12 protein-coding genes and 1 pseudogene are annotated in these 19,394 nt (G+C 32.6%); 5 read left to right on the forward strand and 8 right to left on the reverse strand.

The features are described from left to right. Positions 1–171: pseudogene (locus J2W48_RS17435) on the forward strand (fructose-6-phosphate aldolase); the annotation flags it as partial. Positions 172–450: 279 nt separating this feature from the next. Here J2W48_RS17435 and J2W48_RS17440 read toward each other — a convergent pair. The 3 genes from J2W48_RS17440 to J2W48_RS17450 all read right to left on the reverse strand — a co-directional run bounded on the left by J2W48_RS17440 (position 451) and on the right by J2W48_RS17450 (position 2,677). Next, positions 451–834 (reverse strand): DUF5367 family protein, encoded by a 384-nt coding sequence (locus J2W48_RS17440; protein ID WP_310282972.1) that lies wholly within the window; start codon positions 832–834, stop codon positions 451–453. A gap of 10 nt (positions 835–844) precedes the next feature. After that, entirely contained in the window at positions 845–1,681 is an 837-nt protein-coding gene (locus J2W48_RS17445) for a Rossmann-fold NAD(P)-binding domain-containing protein (protein ID WP_310282973.1), read from the reverse strand. A gap of 72 nt (positions 1,682–1,753) precedes the next feature. After that, positions 1,754–2,677, reverse strand: a complete 924-nt coding sequence (locus J2W48_RS17450) for a helix-turn-helix domain-containing protein (protein WP_310282974.1) — start codon at positions 2,675–2,677, stop codon at positions 1,754–1,756. Between the two features lie 171 nt (positions 2,678–2,848). Here J2W48_RS17450 and J2W48_RS17455 point away from each other — a divergent pair, with 171 nt between their 5' ends. Together J2W48_RS17455 and J2W48_RS17460 are read left to right on the forward strand one after the other, a co-directional pair. Further along, positions 2,849–3,328, forward strand: coding sequence for a TlpA family protein disulfide reductase (locus tag J2W48_RS17455; protein WP_310282975.1), 480 nt, complete (start codon positions 2,849–2,851; stop codon positions 3,326–3,328). 3 nt (positions 3,329–3,331) lie between these two features. Then, positions 3,332–3,940: a thioredoxin family protein gene (locus tag J2W48_RS17460; RefSeq protein WP_310282976.1), complete on the forward strand. Its 609-nt coding sequence runs from the start codon at positions 3,332–3,334 to the stop codon at positions 3,938–3,940. 372 nt (positions 3,941–4,312) lie between these two features. Here the strand turns inward: J2W48_RS17460 and J2W48_RS17465 are convergent, their stop codons facing one another. From J2W48_RS17465 to J2W48_RS17485, 5 genes are all read right to left on the reverse strand, one after another. Then, complete coding sequence (locus J2W48_RS17465; protein ID WP_310282977.1) at positions 4,313–6,889, reverse strand: T9SS type A sorting domain-containing protein; 2,577 nt, start codon at positions 6,887–6,889, stop codon at positions 4,313–4,315. Between the two features lie 96 nt (positions 6,890–6,985). Continuing rightward, a complete protein-coding gene (locus J2W48_RS17470) occupies positions 6,986–7,738 on the reverse strand; it encodes a LytR/AlgR family response regulator transcription factor (protein ID WP_310282978.1) in 753 nt (250 codons plus the stop codon). A gap of 4 nt (positions 7,739–7,742) precedes the next feature. After that, positions 7,743–10,652, reverse strand: a complete 2,910-nt coding sequence (locus J2W48_RS17475; RefSeq protein WP_310282979.1) for a sensor histidine kinase — start codon at positions 10,650–10,652, stop codon at positions 7,743–7,745. Between the two features lie 340 nt (positions 10,653–10,992). Next, positions 10,993–15,399 carry a PAS domain-containing sensor histidine kinase gene (locus J2W48_RS17480; RefSeq protein WP_310282980.1) on the reverse strand — a complete coding sequence of 1,469 codons (4,407 nt, stop codon included), beginning with the start codon at positions 15,397–15,399 and terminating at the stop codon, positions 10,993–10,995. 10 nt (positions 15,400–15,409) lie between these two features. Further along, positions 15,410–15,859, reverse strand: a complete 450-nt coding sequence (locus J2W48_RS17485; RefSeq protein ID WP_310282981.1) for a response regulator — start codon at positions 15,857–15,859, stop codon at positions 15,410–15,412. Positions 15,860–16,167: 308 nt separating this feature from the next. Here J2W48_RS17485 and J2W48_RS17490 point away from each other — a divergent pair, with 308 nt between their 5' ends. Both J2W48_RS17490 and hemN read left to right on the forward strand, forming a co-directional pair. After that, the gene (locus J2W48_RS17490; protein ID WP_310282982.1) at positions 16,168–17,982 is read left to right on the forward strand and encodes a hypothetical protein; all 1,815 of its coding nucleotides are present in this window, start codon (positions 16,168–16,170) and stop codon (positions 17,980–17,982) included. Between the two features lie 38 nt (positions 17,983–18,020). Next, positions 18,021–19,385, forward strand: a complete 1,365-nt coding sequence (gene hemN / locus J2W48_RS17495) for an oxygen-independent coproporphyrinogen III oxidase (protein WP_310282983.1) — start codon at positions 18,021–18,023, stop codon at positions 19,383–19,385. The last annotated feature ends 9 nt before the right edge of the window (positions 19,386–19,394 follow it).

The following is a 19,394-nucleotide window of genomic DNA, read 5'->3' on the forward strand; positions in this document are numbered from 1 at the left end:
CAAATTCTTTCTGCTTCTATCAGGCATACCATGCACGTGGTTAATTGTGCAAAAGTTGGATCAGATGTAATGACAGGACCTTTATCATCTATCAAGGGCTTATTAAAACATCCTTTGACAGATATTGGATTGAAACAATTTGTAGAAGACGCAAAAAAAATGAATTTGTAATTTAAACTTTGATTAGTTGGTCTCAGATATAGTTTACAACTATGTATTTGAGTGTATTTTGCTTTAGCTTCTAAAAAAATATTAATCACAAATTACACAAATTTCCGCAAATTAATTCGTGTGATTTGTGACTAATAAAGAATGTTGCAACCTTGCAGACTTTCTGCCTGTCAACCAAATCTATGAACTTTCAGTTTATAATGGTTTCGTATAAATACATTCTGTTTTTTCTTAAAAAAATGTAATTGTCAGATCTGTATTGCTGCATTGATATATGGGTTATTTGGCCGTCCTGATTTTTTTTCTCCAATAAAAATATACAGACAATATAGTTATACTTACCAGTAACCATAAAAAAGGGCTGCTAAAAAAAATTTCATAACCTCTTCCATTTGGAATTTCAATGAAAGGAACAGTTATAAAAGTATCTAATAATAATGCCGTGGCCGACATTGTTATTCCAAGAAGTAATCCATTTGGTTTATTTTCTTTTTTGTAATACAAGGCAGCACTTCCAACAGCATAAAAAACAATAGCAATTATTATTACTATTTCTGTAATGAAAGATTCTTTCATTACAGGAATATTTTCCAAAATAAAAAAGGTAATACTAACGGAAAGCCAAACCAAAAAGCCCGAAAATAATGCTTTTATGTAATTCATAGCTCCTTTTTTATTGATTGATACTATTCCAGATTCCTGTTTTTGCAGTTTGTTCTGCATAAAAAGTGAAGTCTTTAGCTTTTCTACCCAGAATTTTTTCTATATCCTGAGTTACATAAGCATTTCTGCCATCCAATACTTGTTCGAAAAGATAATTAACCAGCCAAATGTGATCCTGTGGAATTTGATACTCTTCGAGTATTTGTATATATTCTTTTAATGTTAATCCCTGAAAGCTAATATCCCTGTTTGTTGCTTTGGCAATTTCAGCAACAGCCTGCTCAAATGTCAATAATTCAGGGCCAGTCAGTTCGTAGGTTTCCCCGTTATGATTATCTTCTAAAAGTGCTTTTACAACAACATCTGCAATATCATCAGCATCAGTAAAAGGTTCGAGGGCTTCTGCTCTTGGTAACGCGACTGTGCCCGAAAGTATAGGTTCTAAGAAAAAACTTTCGCTGAAATTCTGACTGAACCAGCTGACTCTTACTATTGTCCACTGTCTGGCATTGTTTTTTACTATTTCCTCACAAATCTGGGCTTCTTTTTCTCCTCTTCCGGAAAGTAGTACCATTTTTTGAACACCTAGCTGAGTAGCAAGGGTTGTAAAAATTTTGATGGTTTCTGCTGCTGAAGGAATTGCCAAATCAGGCTGAAAGGTGATATAAACGGTATGAATGCCCTGAAGTATGGGTTGCCAGGTTTCAGGATTTTCCCAATCAAAAGAAATTTTTTCGTTGCGTGAGCCTTTACGAATTTCAATATTGTTTATTTGCTCTAATCTCTCAATTACCCTGCTCCCTGTTTTGCCGGTGGCACCCAGAACTAAAATTTTCTTTTTTTCCATGTCAATATTATTTTAAATGAATACTGACACAAAGATGACTGGTTTATCATGGAGTCATTTGTTGCAAAAGAATTATGATTTGTTTGAAAGGGATTGTTGCTTTACTTCATTAGGACGTGTCCCAAATTTTTTATAAAAGGCATTAGAAAAAGAACTTAAACTTTCATAGCCTACTTCCCATGCTGCCTCCTGAACTGTTTTTTCGCTATTACGAAGTAATTCATATGCTTTATGAAGCCTCTCTTCCTGAATGTATTTGAAAACGGGAACACCGAATAATTCTTTGAAATTCTTTTTTAGCTTATGACTGTTCAAGCCTACCATTTTCGAGAGCTGTGTTATAGAAGGAGGTTTCGAATAATTGTTGGTTACAATCTCTTTTGCTTCAAAAAGCCTGCTTTTGTCTTTTTCTGAAAAATCAGGTTTTTTATCAGTAGTTAGTAATGCAAAGAAATGGGCTAAAAGTTCGTTGACCTGACTTTTTAGAAACAATAATCGTGTGTTGCCGGTGTAAGTTGTATTAAATATTTTCTGAATGGCCAATTGCATATCAAGGGTCATATAAAATGAAGGACCTTTTACAAAATGCTCTTTCGGATTCAGCAATTCAGGAAGATAGCTTTCAAAAATTTCCTTTTCTGCCTGTGGCAATGAGTGAAGCTTTTTCGGTTTGGTAAAAATACTTATGGACTGCAATGGTCTGTCGGGTTCGATTTTATGGGAAAATGCTACTTTCTGATTTCCAAAGAAACAAATGGCAAGGCCAGTGGTATTGGTTAAGTATTTGGTCTGATTATTATGTTTTATTTCAAGCTCTACATTTCCCGAGCCATAAAAAGCAAAGCCTACGGCATCTCCTTCTATTTCACATTTCTGAATTATGGTTTTAGTTGTGTTAGACTGTTCAATTAAGACAATAAAATCGTTTAATTCTATGATATCTGTCGTCATGCTAAATGTAAAGGTTGAAATAAAAAAAGCATGAAAAGTTACCATTTATTTTTAATTACGTATTTACTATTGCAGAAATTTTGAGAAGGCATTAATTTTTTTCTTCTGAAGAATGCTGATACTGATTTTATTAACAACAAAATGGCTTTTGATGTAAAGACATTATTTTATATTTGTAAGAACAATTTCAGGTAATTTGAATTAAACCGTTGAATAATGAATATTAAAGCTTTTATAATCGGTAGTTTTTTATTGCTGGCATTTTCATTTCAAAGTTATAGTCAACAAGTCCGTTTGCTTAACATTGATCAGTTGAATGAAAGGATAAAAAACGGAAAAGATAGTACCTATGTTGTTAACTTCTGGGCAACATGGTGCGCTCCGTGCATTAAGGAATTGCCTCATTTTGAACGATTATCTGCAGAATATAAGTCGGAGAAATTGGCGGTATTATTAGTAAGTGTCGATTTTAAATCTAAACTGAATTCGGCCGTCATTCCATTCATCAATAGAAAAAAAATAAAGAATGAAGTTTTTTTATTAAATGAATCCAGCCCGCAGGACTATATTGATCGTATAGACAGCTCCTGGTCAGGGAGTATTCCGGCAACGCTGTTTATTAAAAATGATAAACGAAAATTTATTGAAAGTGAATTTACCTATGAACAATTATTAACAGAATATAAAAAATTATAAATTATGAAAAAGTACATCACAATTTTGTTGGTTTTTACGGCCTTTTTTTCACAGGCACAAAATAATACGCTAAAAGCCGGGCAAGAGGCTCCGGATTTTAAACTTAAAAATATAGATAATAAAGAGGTTTCCTTTTCTAATTATCCTGATGCAAAAGGGTTTATTGTAGTTTTTACCTGCAATACCTGCCCGTATGCCATAGCTTATGAACAAAGAATTATCGATCTCGATAAAAAATTCAGGCCTCAGGGCTATCCTGTAATTGCCATTAATCCAAATGATCCTGAGGCATCAAAAGCTGATACTTTTGATAAAATGCAGGAGCATGCCAAAGAAAAACAATATACTTTTCCATATTTGTTTGATAAAGGTCAGGTGGTTACGGACCAGTACGGCGCAAAGCGTACACCGCATCTTTTTATCGTATCTAAAACAGAAAAAGGAACTATTGTAGAATATACGGGAGCTATTGATAATGATCCTGAAGGTACAAAAGAAGATAAAATAAAGTATGTTGAAGACGTTATTTCATCATTAAAAAATAATCAGAAGCCAACACTAACCGTCACAAAAGAAATAGGGTGTACGGTGAAAAGGAAAGCTAAAGTGTAATTTTTAAAATCAAAGAGGTTGTCTAAAAATAGGCTGCCTTTTTTGTATCTCAATCAAGCTGCATTTTTAAAATCGGTTTGCAAGATTGGGATTTTTTACTTGAAGTGATTTCGACAACCCAAAAATGTTGATGAACCCGTAAAAACAGTTGACAATCATCAAATTTATCCGAAAGACAGATTATAAGAGTTTGCTTCTTTATCATCTGGCTTATTCCGATAAATATCGACGTAGTTTTGTCTGAACCAGTTGAGCAGAGTTTGGTTGAGATTTGTAAAAATATTTCTGAGTCTCTCCAGACAGAATAATAATTCTTGATTAAATAACAAAAAAAGGGCTGTCTATATTTTTAGACAGCCTCTTATAACATGCTTACCTTTTTACAAATTTTTTAGTTGCTACCTCATTTTGATTAGTAGTTACTTTAATGATATATAACCCATTTTGTAGATTAGAGACATCAACTTTATTTTCTTTTGTCTCTAAAATTAATTTCCCGTCTAAAGAATAAATAGCGATTAATTTAATCTCATCATTAGAAGTTATATTTAATAAAGAAGCTGTTGGATTTGGATACACTTCAAATTCAGTAAAAGAAGCAAAGGATTGTGTTCCTAAAACTGTTGAACCAAACTCGTAAGCTCCTCTATCAACAGTTGTATTATGTATTCTTTGATTTCCTAATAAATCTGTAGATCCAACAACACTAGCATTATCTCCACTACCAATAGCTGGTGAACCCGAACTTAAAGTATAATCACCACCTGCTAAATCAGTAAATAATGGATTTGAATTGTTTGTATTTGCAGATGTTCCGGAAATCGTAATTCCTGTAAAATTAGTTTCATCAGTAGAATTAATAATTGTAGCTGAAGGAATTGTACTTTCTATAAATCCGCCAATAGGTCTTGCAGTAACTCCTGAAGCTGCTTTATTATTCCAAAATATACAATTTGAAATGGCAGCAGTATGATTAGCACTTGTATTTTTAGTTAAAGCAAGCGTCGTTCTATTCAAATTATTCATTGTTGCATTGGCACCTTCGTCAATATTATCTACAAAAGTACAATTTGTAAGATTTGTTAATATTGTTGAACCTGTTCCATAAGAACGCAACCACATAGAACTTCCGGCATAACCATTTGTAGCTCCGCTAGTATTTATGGCTTTATTTTTACTAAATAACGTGTTAGAAATAGAATAGGTTATTGTTGAATTACTTGTGTTTACAGAATATATACCTCCACCCATAGCAGATAAATTTTCTGAAAATTCGCAGTTGTTAATTGTTAAACTTCCTGTACCTCCCGCAGCAGTAAAAGCCGCATCTAGTGCACCTGAGGCTTCCGTAGCAATATTTTTAATTAATTTACAGTTATTTATTGTTAGGTTTCTTGTACTTCCATTTTTGCGAATACCACCTCCATATCTTGTTTCTGTACCACCAGATGTTGCATTTGCATGACCTCCGGTAATAGTTAAACCATCTAGTAAAGTGTTTTCTCCCTGAAGCGTTAATACCGTATAGCTATTTTCACTACGAGTTGCATTTACGTAGGTTATATTATTATCATCGTTTCCTAATAAATCTCCGGACAAAATTGTTTCGTTAGCTCCAAAAACACGATCAAAGAGTTGTGTTTCAGTACCATTAAAACCTCCATATAGTTTAATTCCGGATGCATTTATGGTAAAAGAAGTATTTCTATTGGATGCATGGGGTGTATATGTTCCCTGAGCAACCCAAATTTCTTCATTATTTTGAGCTACAACTAATGCATCATTCAAATTAGTATAAGCATTGGTCCACGAAAGACCATTATTATTTCCTGTTGCGTTGGCATTTACATAAATAAAACCTAAAGTTCTACCTGTTTTAAAAGTTATTGGCAAAGACCAACCTGTAATATTGTTTGTACATTGCTCCCTCACAGTCACTTCATAATCTGTAAAAACATCCAGACCAGTTAAAATTGTAGAACCAGAAGTAATTCCTGTAACAATTGTTGCACTTGAAAAAGGTTCTGAAGTTTTATGATACGCAACATCATATGTACCTCCTCCTGAAAGAGTAATAGTTGCCGTAGTTTCTGTAATTGCTGTTGCGGCAAGAATTGAAGACTGTGGTGTAAAACAAAAACTATTATAATTTACAATATCTGTAATTTCTGTTGGAGATAATAAACGATTGTAAAATAGAATATCATCTATTACATCAAAATATCTATTGTTGATTGGAAGCGAATTAGACCTATTGTTTCCAACAGTAATATTTCCATTTGTGTCATGTGATTGCGCTAAACTTATGCTTTGTGTAGAAGATTGACTATTTCCTCCACTTCCAGAATTAACCCCATCTACATAAACTGTTAATGAATTATGTATTGTAGTTGTACAACAACCTCCATAACTAATTGAATTAGAGAGTAATACGGCAACATGGTGCCAATTTCCATCACTAATAAATTTTGAAGTTAATACACCTCCACTCCTGTAACCCAAAGTCGCTTGATAATATTGAACACCTAGTTGAGCACCTATAAAACCATTTTGTAAGTAAACATAATTTCCAGCCCAATTTGAAGTAGCAAAACTAGTTCTATTGCTATCATCAATTATAATTCTTGTATCTGCATCATTTGTAGTCGTTTTGATCCAAAAACTAAGTGTTTCGAAATTTCCAAAACCGAATCCATCTGCAGGAAAGTTTATGTCAGGTCTAGTTAAATGATCTCCATTTAAATTTACCGCACTAGTTGGAGCATTGCCAAAACGGTTGTTTGTTTCTACTAACGATGTTCCAGTTTGCGTGAAATTGTTCCCATTTGCACCATCAACTAAAACGCTTCCGTTATCAAACCCATATTGAGCCACTAATCCATTTATAGGATATTGTGAAAAACAAAAATTTGTAGTTAGAATTGTAAGAAAAAGTAAAATTGCTCTCATAGTAAATATTTTATAGTTTATAAGAACAAAATTGAGTATAAAAAAAGCCGTTTTTAAAACGACTTTCTGAAACTGGGTTTTGACTTGCTGAAGTAATTATCCTATATTTTGGACTATAGTTAAGAATTCTTCTTTTTTATCATTTGAAATCGAAACAGACTTATCATTATCCATAACAATATAACCGCCATCCTTCTTAATATATTCTTTTATGTATTTTAAATTAATTAGATAAGAACGATGTGGCTTATAAAAATTAGATTGCATTTCTAAGATTTCTACAAAATGTCTTAATGGCTTGCAAATTAACAATTCTGTTTCTTTTGTTGTGCTTACTTTGGTATACATTCCATCTGCTTCAAAAAGGATAATATCATCAAAATTGACAAACTTAAATCCGTCTGCGAATGGTAATCCGATTTTGTTAAAATTGGCCGATTTTAAACTCTTTTTTAACTCTTCCAGCTTAGTACTAATTTCTGATTTTCCTATTTGCTGGATTGCTTTCTCGACAGCTTCTTTTACAGTTTCAGCACGTAAAGGCTTCAATAAATAATCTATTGCAGATAGTTGAAAAGCCTTTATTGCATATTCACTATAAGCTGTAGTAAAAATGATTTCGAAATTTAATTCTTCTTTGCTAATAAAATCTAAAATTTCTAAACCCGAATGTTCTGGCATTTCAATATCCAAAAAAACAATTTGTGGTTGTTCTTCTTTAATTAACCGGACTCCGGAAAGCAAATCTTCCGCTTGAAAAATCGCATCAATTTTGGTGGTATTTTCCTTTATTAAAATTTCCAGCAGATTTCTTGCTTTAGGCTCATCATCAATAATTATTGCTTTCATTTTTTTATTTTAATATTGGAATTAGCAAAGTGACTTGGGTTCCAATAGGTTCATTATTAGCATTTATTAAATCATCAATGGTTACACCAATCTTTTTTTCTTTTCCAAAATTCAATAATTCGAGTCTGTTTTTATTGGCTTTTGTAGCAAATGATTGGTATTTCTTATTGCGTAATTGAGAAGCTCTTTCTCTTCCTATACCGTTATCTGAAACAGTGCATTTTAGCATTTGCTCTTCTTTTAGTATTTCAAAAAATATTTCCAGAACTCTATCTGTTTTTTTGTGCAATAAGCCATGTTTGATAGCATTTTCTACATAAGGCTGAATAAGCATCGTTGGTATTTTAATATCCTCATTACTTTCTAAACTAATAATTTTATAACCAAATTTCTCTTCAAATCGCAGTTTTTCTAATTCTAAATAAATATTCAAACATTCGATTTCTTCTTTCAGAGAAATATAACCTTTGGAACTATGGTCTAAATAAGCTCTGATTAAGTCTGCAAATTTTGCTAAATAAGAACTGGCTAAATTCTTCTGATTTAATACAATATATTCTTGAATAGAATTTAGAGCATTAAAAATGAAATGTGGGTTCATTTGTGATTTTAAGTTTTCTAATTTTAAAACCGCTAGTTCACTTTCAAATTTTGCATTCTTCAAAGCCAATTCTTTTTCTTTCTCTTTTACAGCTAATTTATTTCTGTAAAAAAGTATGATTAATCCTAAGGCAATTAAAAATATCACTAAAACAAACCACCATTTTTTCCAATAAGGCTGGTTAATTTCAAAAACAATCTTTTCAGAGACATATTCAGATCCATTACTACTTTTCGTTCTTATTTCGAAAACATATTCTCTTGAAGGAAGGCTGTTAAAATTAACGAAATTTACATTTCTATCTAATGCAATCCAATTTTCATTTAGACCTGATAATTTGTATTCAAACAATAATTCATCTTCAGGGTAATAACCATTGACATGAAAAGCAATTTTGATTCTGTTTTTATCATAAGGCAAGGAGTAATTCGCTTGGAGTAACGTATCCTTTTCGTTTATTGTAATAGATCTTATATAAATTTCTTTTGGATAACTTTTTGGGGTTATGTTTTTATCAATTTCAAAAAAATCTTCCTGGCTGGCAAAAAGGATACTTTTTTCATTTACAATCACTCCCTTAATATTTCCAATAGCACTACTTTTACTTATTAAAGATGGCTTAAATTTATTGATATTAGAGTTAAAGACCTGTATTCCATTATCGGTTACAATCCACAAATTATTGTTATCGCATTTTATTTTTTGGATGATTTTAGATTTTAAACCATTTGTTAAATCTAATTTATTAACAAACTTGCCGTTTTTGTATCCCAATATTCCATCTGTAAAAGTAGCAACCCACACTATTTTATCTGCTGTCTGACAAATATCTTTTGCAATAATACTTTTGTTATTATATTTTAGAATTTTAGCTTTAAAAGTACTATCATAAACTATTAAATTATCCACATAAGAAACAAAAACTTCATGGGTTTCTTTATCTGAATAAGAACGATATGCTCTACTGAAATTTAAGTCTTTAACTTTCGTGAGATTATTATTTTCAAATTTTAAAATGGTAGCTCTGTCAAAACCAGAAAAAATAAGCTGATTAGAATTATCTATTTGCTGAAAGTCTTTTGCATTCGTTATACTTTCTAACGGAATTGATTTTTTTGAATTTAAGTGATAACCATAAGCTGCTTCTTCAGTACTTATCAATAAAACGTTTTCATTTCTTAAGAATAATAACGCTGAAACTTTTCTTTTGTTCTTGATTTCAACTTTATCTTTTATACCTGTCGTTAAGTCCAGAATAAACAAATTGCCTTTAGTAGTGCCAACAGCAATTTTTGTAGTTGTAATTTTTTCTACAGCAGAAATAACTTCATTGTTAACGACATTTAGGTACGATTTGATTTGTAAACTTGGAATTATAAAAACCCCATTGTTTAAAGTAGAAACCCAAACAGTTTCATTTTTATCAACTATACTTTTTGTTATGAAATCATTTTTAAAAATCACGTCTTTTAATGTAAACTGATTGTTTTTTCTATTTAATATTATAATTCCGTTTGAAGAGCATAACCATAAATTGCCATCATTTTCTGAAATTGTGATAATTCTATTATTTTGCAATTCTTCAGGAAAAGAGACTTCTTTTAAATCATTTTCTTGTATTTGAAAAATTTGATTTTTATTCATAAAATTATCATACAAAAGCAAATAGCATTTTTTCTGATATTCAAAAAATTTTGGAAATATATTACTGCCAAATTTTTTAGTCTTATAATTTAAAATCTCAATTTCATTAGCTTTTGAGATACTAAAAACGATATCATCATAAGTAAAATGAATTTTATCACCTAATTTATAAGGAGCACGAATAATGGGGGATTTAGATTTAGAAGGTAACAGTATTTTTTTTCTTTCTTTGGTTTTTAAATCAACAGAAAACAGGAGTGAAGTAGAAAATATGAATAGTTTATTATCAAGAAATAAAAATTCTGCTAATTCTCCTTTAAGTTCATTTTTTAAATCTAAGAAAAGCATTAGGGAATTGTCTTTTAAAAAGAAAAATTGTCCTGAAATATTATTGCACCAAAGTTGATTTTGATGGTCAAATTTCAATCCAAAGACAGAAAGTCCTCTCTTTTCTTTATTGGAATAAGAAACATATTCTTTTCCGTCAAAACGATACAAACCTTTATCGGCAGCCAGCCAAATAAATCCTTTATTATCTTCGATAATGTCGTAAAATTCGACATCAGGCAAACCTTCTTTTTCTGTTAACTTTAAAGCGATAGGATCTTGGGCAAACAATATGTTTACCATTAAAAATAGAAAAAGACTATATGAAGGTAATGTTTTCAACTATTCAAAAATAGAACTTTGTGGTGAGATAGCTGTATAGTATTTCTAAAAACCGCTTTTGACTTTCTAAATTAACCCGTTGAATGAAATTAATTGAAGTAAAAAACGGATTACATATTAGTTAGGATGCTAAAATTCAGTATATTGAATTTCTTTCTCGGCTTTCAAGTCTTTTTGTTTTGGCCTCTAATGGAGAGATTACTGTCTTAGGTGGTTGTTTTGATTCACTGACAATCCATTTTTAGAAATATAAAATAATCCGATTTTTTAACTCCTTTGGAGATGGCTGGGGTGAGGAAAACAAAAAACTGTTTTATATCTAAATGGTATTAGTTAGTTCTTAGTTAATTACCGGAATATAAATATCAAAGGCAGCACCTTTATTTACTTCTCCATTTGCTGTAATTATCCCATTATGATTTTCAACAATTTTCTTTACAATGGCAAGTCCAATACCTGTTCCCTGAAATTCATTTTTTCCGTGTAGACGCTGAAACACTTCAAATATTTTAGTATTGTACTCGGGGCTGAAACCAATACCATTATCTGAAATTTTGATATGGCAATAATCTGTTTCCTTTGACAGCCTGTTATGGTTCAGCGATTTTCCTTTTGTTATTTTACATTGAATTTTTATATGTACAGGAATTTCAGGAATAGAAAATTTCAGCGAGTTACTTAAAAGATTATATAACAATTGCCTGAATTGAAACGGAATGATAGTAATCTCACAGGTTTCATTACTTTCAACAGTTGCATGCTTTTGTATCAGTTCTTCTTTTAAATCTTCTTTTACCAGATTGATAATGTCAGCAAGATCTGTTTTTTCGAATACCCTTTCCTGAACATTAGTTCTGGAATAGCTAAGCAAATCATTGATAAGGGCCTGCATTCGGTGTGCCGCATTTTGGATTCTTTGAAATTTATCTTTTCCAATATCGGATAGATTCTGAGATTCCCTTTCAATAATCTGCGAAGCAAATGTTTGTATTTTTCTTAAAGGTTCCTGTAAATCATGGCTAGAAATATAAGTAAAGGATTGTAATTCCTTATTCATGTTTTCGAGTTCCCTATTTTTTTGTTCTAATTCACGGGCATTTAATTTTAACTTGTCATCCGCTTTCTTTTTTTCTGTCAGGTCATGCGTTACTTTTGAAAATCCGATGACTTCATTTTTTTTGTTATGAATAGCCGTTATTACAACATTGGCCCAGATTAGTGTACCATCCTTTCGAACACGCCATCCTTCATGTACTACTTTACCTTTTTCTTTTGCAAGGGATAATAATTTTTGCGGAAGTTTATTTTTCTGGTCAGATTCAGTATAAAAAGTCGAAAAATTCTTTCCAATGATTTCTTCTGATTTATATCCTTTTATCTTTTCAGCACCAATATTCCAGTTTTCTACTACTCCCAAATTATTCAAATATAAAATAGCGTAGTCTTGTACCTCTTCAACCATTAAGTGATAACGTTCCTCACTTTTTCTGAGAGACTCGTTTATCTGGCTAAGTTCTTTTGTTCGATTAATTACCTGATTTTCTAATTCCTGGGTAAAAGCTTTCTCTGTCTGGATATCTGTAAATGCTCCAACCCATTTTAGAATCTCATTATTTTTACCAAATATAGGTTCACCAATTGCGGTATGCCATCGGTAAATTCCTTCCTTACTCTTAATACGGACATCACATCTGTAAATTTCTCCAGTTGCCAGACTATGGTTCCACGCTTCAACATTCTGAACGTAATCCTCGGGATGAATTAAAGATTTCCATTCTTCTTCTCCGGCAGGCTGAATTCCGGCATATTCCAGCCATTTTCCTGAAGCAAATAAAGGATTTCCTTTTTCATCCGTCTCCCAGATTAATTGAGGAATACTTTCTGTTAACGAACGAAATCTTTTTTCACTTTCTTCGATTTTTTTTCTGGTTTCTACTTTTTCGGTTACATCAATTATAGTAATTTTTATTCCGGAAATGTTGTTATCACTATCACAAACCGGTGCGTATTCAAAATCGATATATAATTTATAGTCTATATCACCATCTTTCAGATAAAGTGGAGATTCTGATTCAGAATGAACTTTTCCGGTAGTGTATACTTCATTAAGTAGTTTCTCGTATTTCTGATCTTTGAGTTCAGGGAAAATTTCAAGAATCTTTTTTCCCTGAACATCACTTTCTTTTTTTCTCCAGATATTTTTCAGAAGAGTTTCATTCGCTAATTCAATAACCATATGGCGGCCTTTCAGAATAGCTTTTGGTATTGGGGACTGCATTACAAGATTGCGGAATCTTTTTTCACTTTCTTCTAATTCCTGCTGATAATTTTTAAGTGCTGTAATATCTCTTGCGGTACCAATTAATTTTTCGGGATGGTTTTCATCGTCATAAAAAACTTTTCCTTTAGCTTCTACCCAATGAACAGACTTATCATCCCAGATCAATCTTGCTTCATAATAGAGATGCCCTGAAATTATGGCTTCTTTTAAGGCTTTTTCCCTTATATGCAAATCTTCCGGATGAATATATTTTAATAGTTGTTCATAGGTTAAATTATTATACTCTCCATATCCTCCAATAATTTCCAGATATCTTTTTGAATAATGTAGTTCCTTAGTTTTTAGATTTAATTCCCAGGTACCCAGTTCGCTGGCTTCTACTATAATATTAAGGCGTTGCTCATTTTCTTCTGTTTTTTTTCTGACTTCTACTTTTTCCGTTACCTCCGTAACCGTTACAATTATTCCTGAAATTGCTCCATCAACTTCTCTTAAAGGATGGTACAGAAAATCAAAATAAAAAATATCTAATTCTCCGTTTCGGTTTATCGGAACAGGAACTTCATTTCCATGAAAAGGAATTCCGGTAAGTAAAACATTATCTAATAATACGTTTACGGCTTCTTTTACTTCCGGTAAGGAATCAAATAAGGGCCTGCCAACAAAAGTTCTTTCTTCTCTGTCTACCAATTTGAGATAAGCTTCATTGGCCATTTCGACAATATGTTCTGAACCACGTAAAATTGTAATACCAACAGGAGCTTGCTTAACGGTGTTTCTAAAACGCTTATCGCTTTCTTCTATTTCTTGTCTGGCGGTTACCTGCGGAGTGTTGTCAAGTACCCAAATAGCAACCTTGTTTACTTTACCTGCTGCATTTTTTAATGGAGCATAAACGAAACTTACATATATTTCTTCTTTTTTGCCATGTCGAACCAGCGTCATTGCTACTTCATTAACATGAAAAGGAATACCTTCATTAACGACTTTTTTCAGTGCGGGTTCATAATAAGATTTTACTTCGGAGAATGTATCCCAATAATATTTTCCTGCAATTTCTTCATACGATTTTCCGGCTACTTCTACAAAACTGTCGTTTACAATTTCGCTCACAAGGGTTTCTGCATCCAATACACAAATACCAATAGGGGATTGTAATACCATACTACGTAAATTTCCCTCACTTTCTTCTAATTTTTTCTTGGCCAGATTTAAATCCGTCAGGTCTATACCAGTATTCATCACACCATATATATTACCTTTTAAATCATATAATGGAGTAAAACTGTAATTAAAATAATAGGTACCTGATTTTCCATCCACAACCAAATCCAGAGGGGTGTTTTCAGTATGGAATGATTGTCCGGATTTATAAACACTTTTAATCTGTTCAAATACGAGTTGATTGTCGAGTTCAGGTAAAATGTCCATAAAGGATTTTCCAATGACATCATTACCTTTGCCCCAAATATTGATTATTGATTCGTTGGCAAGTTCAACAATCATTTCTTCGCCAGTATATACGGCAATAGCAAAAGGGGCATTTTCTACCAATGCTCTTATTTTGTGTTCACTTTCCTCTACTTTAGAACGTGATACTACCTGTGCCGTTACTTCTATTGCTATTGCAATGACACCAGAAATAGTACCGTTTGCTTCCCTAAGTGCCTCATATACAAAATTGATATAAATAGTTTCTGTTTTTCCATTCCGTGGCAGCTGAACAGGTCTTTCATTGGCAATGAATTTTTCTCCTGTGGTATAAACTCCTCTTAGTAATATTTCCAGTCCCTGATTTTTAGCTTCAGGGAGTCCTTCAAAAATGGGCTTATGGAGTACATCCTCAGCATTTTTTCCCCACAATTCAAGCATGTGCCCATTAGCAATTTCTATTACAAAATTTTCACCTTTAAAAATACACATAGCAGCCGGAGCCTGCAAGATGTTATTTATAAATCTTGTGTTACTTTCTTTTAATGCTTCTGTAGCTCTCTTCTTTTCTGTGGTTTCAAGAACAGTAACGAGAACTCCGCCAACTTCACCATTTTCTTTTCTGATGGGACTGTATGAAAAATCAAAATAACATTCCTCAATAAATCCATTTCTGTTTAAAGGCAACATGAAATCAGGAAAGCCAACTGCTTTTCCCTCCATTGCGTCATCAAACATCTCGCCGATGATATGCCATATTTCTGAAAATGTTTCTCTTGTACTGATTCCGAGGGCGTCCGGATGTTTTATTGAACCCAGAATAGGACGATATCCATCGTTATATATTTGTATGTAGTCATTTCCCCAGGCAATATACATTCCAAAAGGATTTTCTAACATTACCGCTACCATTGTACGAAGACTCTGGGGCCAGGTGTCAGGATTTCCCAACGAAGTTTTACCCCAGTCTTTAGAGCGGATTAATTTACCCATTTCACCACCGCCAGAGAGAAAATAATGTTCCTTATTTGTCATTCAGTAGATTTTAGGATTCAAGAACAAATTGCTCTCTTTCTGGCTGTTTTAAATTATTTTCGGGAATTAGGGTAAGTGCATTTCCGATAACTTTTTTCAATTTAGCATAATCACCAGGTTTGCGTATGTAGTAAATTGCGCCTTTCTCATACATTATATCAACAATATCCATATTAAGGGAAGTCGAAAAAATAATCACTGAAAGATGTTGCAATTTTTTATTCTGCTTTATTTCGGTCAAACATTCTAAACCATTTTTCCGGGGCATATTCAGATCCAGAAAAACAATATCAGGGAGGTTTTCTACCGGTTTATCAGATAAAAATTTCATAAGTTCAGCACCATCATTGACAGTTGAAAGAGAAAAAGGAATTAATAGTTCCTCAAGTGCTTCCTTAAAAAAATCACAATCGTCTTCATCATCATCCGCCAGTAAAAGATTATAAACCCGTGTATTCATTTTTTATATTATAAATTGAACATAGATAACAATTGCATAGTAGTGTTATTGTTATTTAAATAAATATCAGAAGAAATGACTTTATCTAAAAATTTGCATAGATTAAATATAGAATAATTATTGTAGAAATAGCCTTTTGAGGTGTACAAAAATATAGTTAAAAATGCTAAATTTTTATTTTGTAAGAATGTAATTACTCACAATAAAGCTTTTATTTTTTAAGTCATTAACATTTAATGAACTCATGATATTTATCATATTATGTGTGGTCAATGTTTTAAACATTTGTAGCTGAAATTTTTATCATAATGAAAAAAGAACAGTTACAAAATTTTTACATCCCGGTTATGGGATTGGCTTACACGATAGACAGCCCAATCAGGGTAGCGCATCTGGGTATTAACTCTGTAATTTCTATAATTGACGATGAGTTGATGGAAAAAATGAATTCTTTTTATAGCAAAAAGTTTCATTTCTCCTATAATGAAATCTCAACCAAAATTCATGATTATCGTGCAGAGCGAACCAAATCCTATCTTAACCTTGTCAGTAAAATAGTCGAACAGAAGTACCATAATTTCTGTTCAGAAATAGCCGAAAACAAACAATCACTTCTGAATTTTTTAGAAACCTTACCCCAGACATCCAATATAAAAAACAGCCTGAAAGAAATTATTTCTAAAAATGCGGATTCATTTGACATGGTGAAGAATTATATCACCCAATATTTGCATCCGGGAGCTATCGATGTGAATATCATGACTAAAGTAGATAAGACCAATTATAAAAATGGCGAGCCACTGGCACCTGTTTTTAATGATGCTCATGCCGCTTTGCGCGGCTTTGCAGAGAGCGAACTCAATTCGTCATTGATACTTTCGGCAGGAATGAACCCTTCTCTTTACAATTATATTTCGGAATTCAAAGATTTTTTCCCGGATGAAAATGGCATTTTAAAAAAGAAAATAATTCTTAAGGTAAGTGACTTTCGTTCAGCTCTTATTCAGGGGAATTATTTGGCCAAAAAAGGAATTTGGGTTTCTGAATATCGAATAGAATCCGGACTTAATTGCGGAGGACACGCTTTTGCAACTGATGGTCTTTTATTAGGGCCAATTATGGAAGAGTTCAAATTACGAAAACATGAACTCATAGCATCAGCCCATCAATTGATGACAGCCGCTTTTTCTCAAAAAGGCATTCCTGTTCCTAATCAGCCATTTGATTTAAATATTACGGTTCAGGGTGGCGTAGGGACTGCAGAAGAACATCAGTTTTTATTGGAATTTTATAACGTAAACGGAGTAGGGTGGGGCTCTCCTTTTTTATTGGTACCTGAAGCCACTTCAACAGATGAAGCCACTCGAAAACTGCTTATGGGAGCAACCGAAAAAGATTTTTACCGCAGTGCGATTTCACCATTAGGTGTCCCGTTTAATACAGTAAATGGAACAACAAACGAAGACATCAGGAATCATCGTATTGCAAAAAATAAGGCAGGCAGTTCTTGTCCTAAAAAACTTTTGGCATTGAATACTGACTATGCTAAAGAAGGAATTTGTACCGCTTCCAGAAAATACCAGCAGTTAAAATTACAGGAATTAGACAACCTGAAAGAAAACAAGAGTATTTCGTTAACGAAATGGAAAGAGAGGAGTGCCGGGATTACAGTAAAATCCTGTTTGTGTGTTGGACTTGCCAATACGGCCTATCTTGAAAATGACATTGAAATAAAAGGCGAAAAACAAGGTGTTGTTGTATGTCCTGGTCCCAATTTGGCTTATTTTGACAAGGAGGTTTCCCTGAACGAAATGACCAGACATATCAACGGATATGAATCTATTCTTGCAGAAGGTTACCGCCCAAATATGTTTATCAAAGAACTACAGCTTTATGTGGATTACTTGAAAGAGGAAATCGAAAAAACGCCCGAAGTTACCAAAAAGAATATCAAAAAATGGCAGACGTTCAAGACTAATCTATTAGAAGGTATTGCCTACTATGTTTTAACTTTTGACGAAATCACTTTTTTTAAATCAGATAAAAATATTATAAAAAGAGGACTTTTTTATTATCAGGAACAAATTAACGCTATTGAAATTCCGGGTGAATCCAATAGTTAATGACTGCATTACCATTTCTAATTCCTAAAATTACGATTATGTCAACGTCTTTAATTCAAAAATACAATGTTCCTGGTCCAAGATACACCAGTTATCCAACCGTACCTTATTGGAATGAAAGCGATTTTACGGACTTGAAATGGATTGCTTCTTTCCGGAAATCATTCGCAGAAAGTAATTCAAAAAACGGAATTAGCCTATACATTCATTTGCCTTTTTGCGAAAGTATGTGCACATTTTGCGGATGCAACAAACGTATTACCAAAAACCATTCGGTTGAAGAAACGTACATTAAAGCACTTTTAAAAGAATGGAGTTTGTACTGTAAATTACTTCCGGAAAAACCAATCATAAAAGAAATACATTTAGGCGGGGGAACTCCAACCTTTTTCTCTAAAAACAATCTGGAGCACCTTATAAACGGTATTTTTTCTTATGCCAATAAGGCTGAAAATTACGAATTTAGTTTTGAAGGACATCCTAACAATACATCCTATGAGCAACTTCATAAATTATACGATTTAGGCTTTCGCCGGGTGAGTTTTGGCGTTCAGGATTATGCTGAAAAAGTACAGAAAGCTATTCACAGAATCCAACCTTTTCATAATGTAGCCAAAGTAACTTTTTGGGCCAAGGAAATTGGATATACTTCAATTGGTCATGATTTAATATTTGGCCTTCCTTTTCAAAAAATTGAAAATATTGTTGATACTATCGAAAAAACAAACTCCTTAAAGCCAGATCGTTTGGCGTTTTACAGCTACGCTCATGTGCCTTGGATTAAAGGAAACGGGCAACGAGGATTCAATGACGAAGATATTCCAAAAGATACTGAAAAGAGACAGTTATATGAAACAGGAAAGCTTTTGCTTTCTAAAAACGGTTATCACGAAATTGGAATGGATCATTTTGCTTTAGCAACTGATAGTTTGTATAAGGCTGGTCAGAATAAGGAATTGCACCGAAATTTTATGGGATACAGTGCATCTAAAACCCAATTGATGATTGGATTGGGCGTTTCGTCTATTAGTGACAGCTGGTATGGCTTTGTCCAAAACACAAAGAATTTAGAAGATTATTATCAGATATTGGAATGGGAAAAATTACCTATTGTAAAAGGTCATATTCTTACTGATGAAGATTTAATTATCAGGAAACACATTCTGAATTTAACCTGTCAGTTTGAAACTTCCTGGAATGACAAAGCATTTTATTTTGAGGAACTTCCAAGTGTTTTAGCCGAATTAAAAGAAATGGAAAACGACAACCTGATTGTAATGGAAGAGAATAAAATCAGAATTACAGAAGCAGGAAGACCATTTGTCCGTAATATTTGTATGGCTTTTGATTTGCATTTAAAAAGAAAATCACCGGAAACCAATTTATTTTCAATGACAGTATAATACCATTTA

This window comes from Flavobacterium piscis (assembly GCF_031457575.1).
In the GTDB taxonomy this organism is placed as follows: Bacteria; Bacteroidota; Bacteroidia; order Flavobacteriales; family Flavobacteriaceae; genus Flavobacterium; species Flavobacterium piscis_A.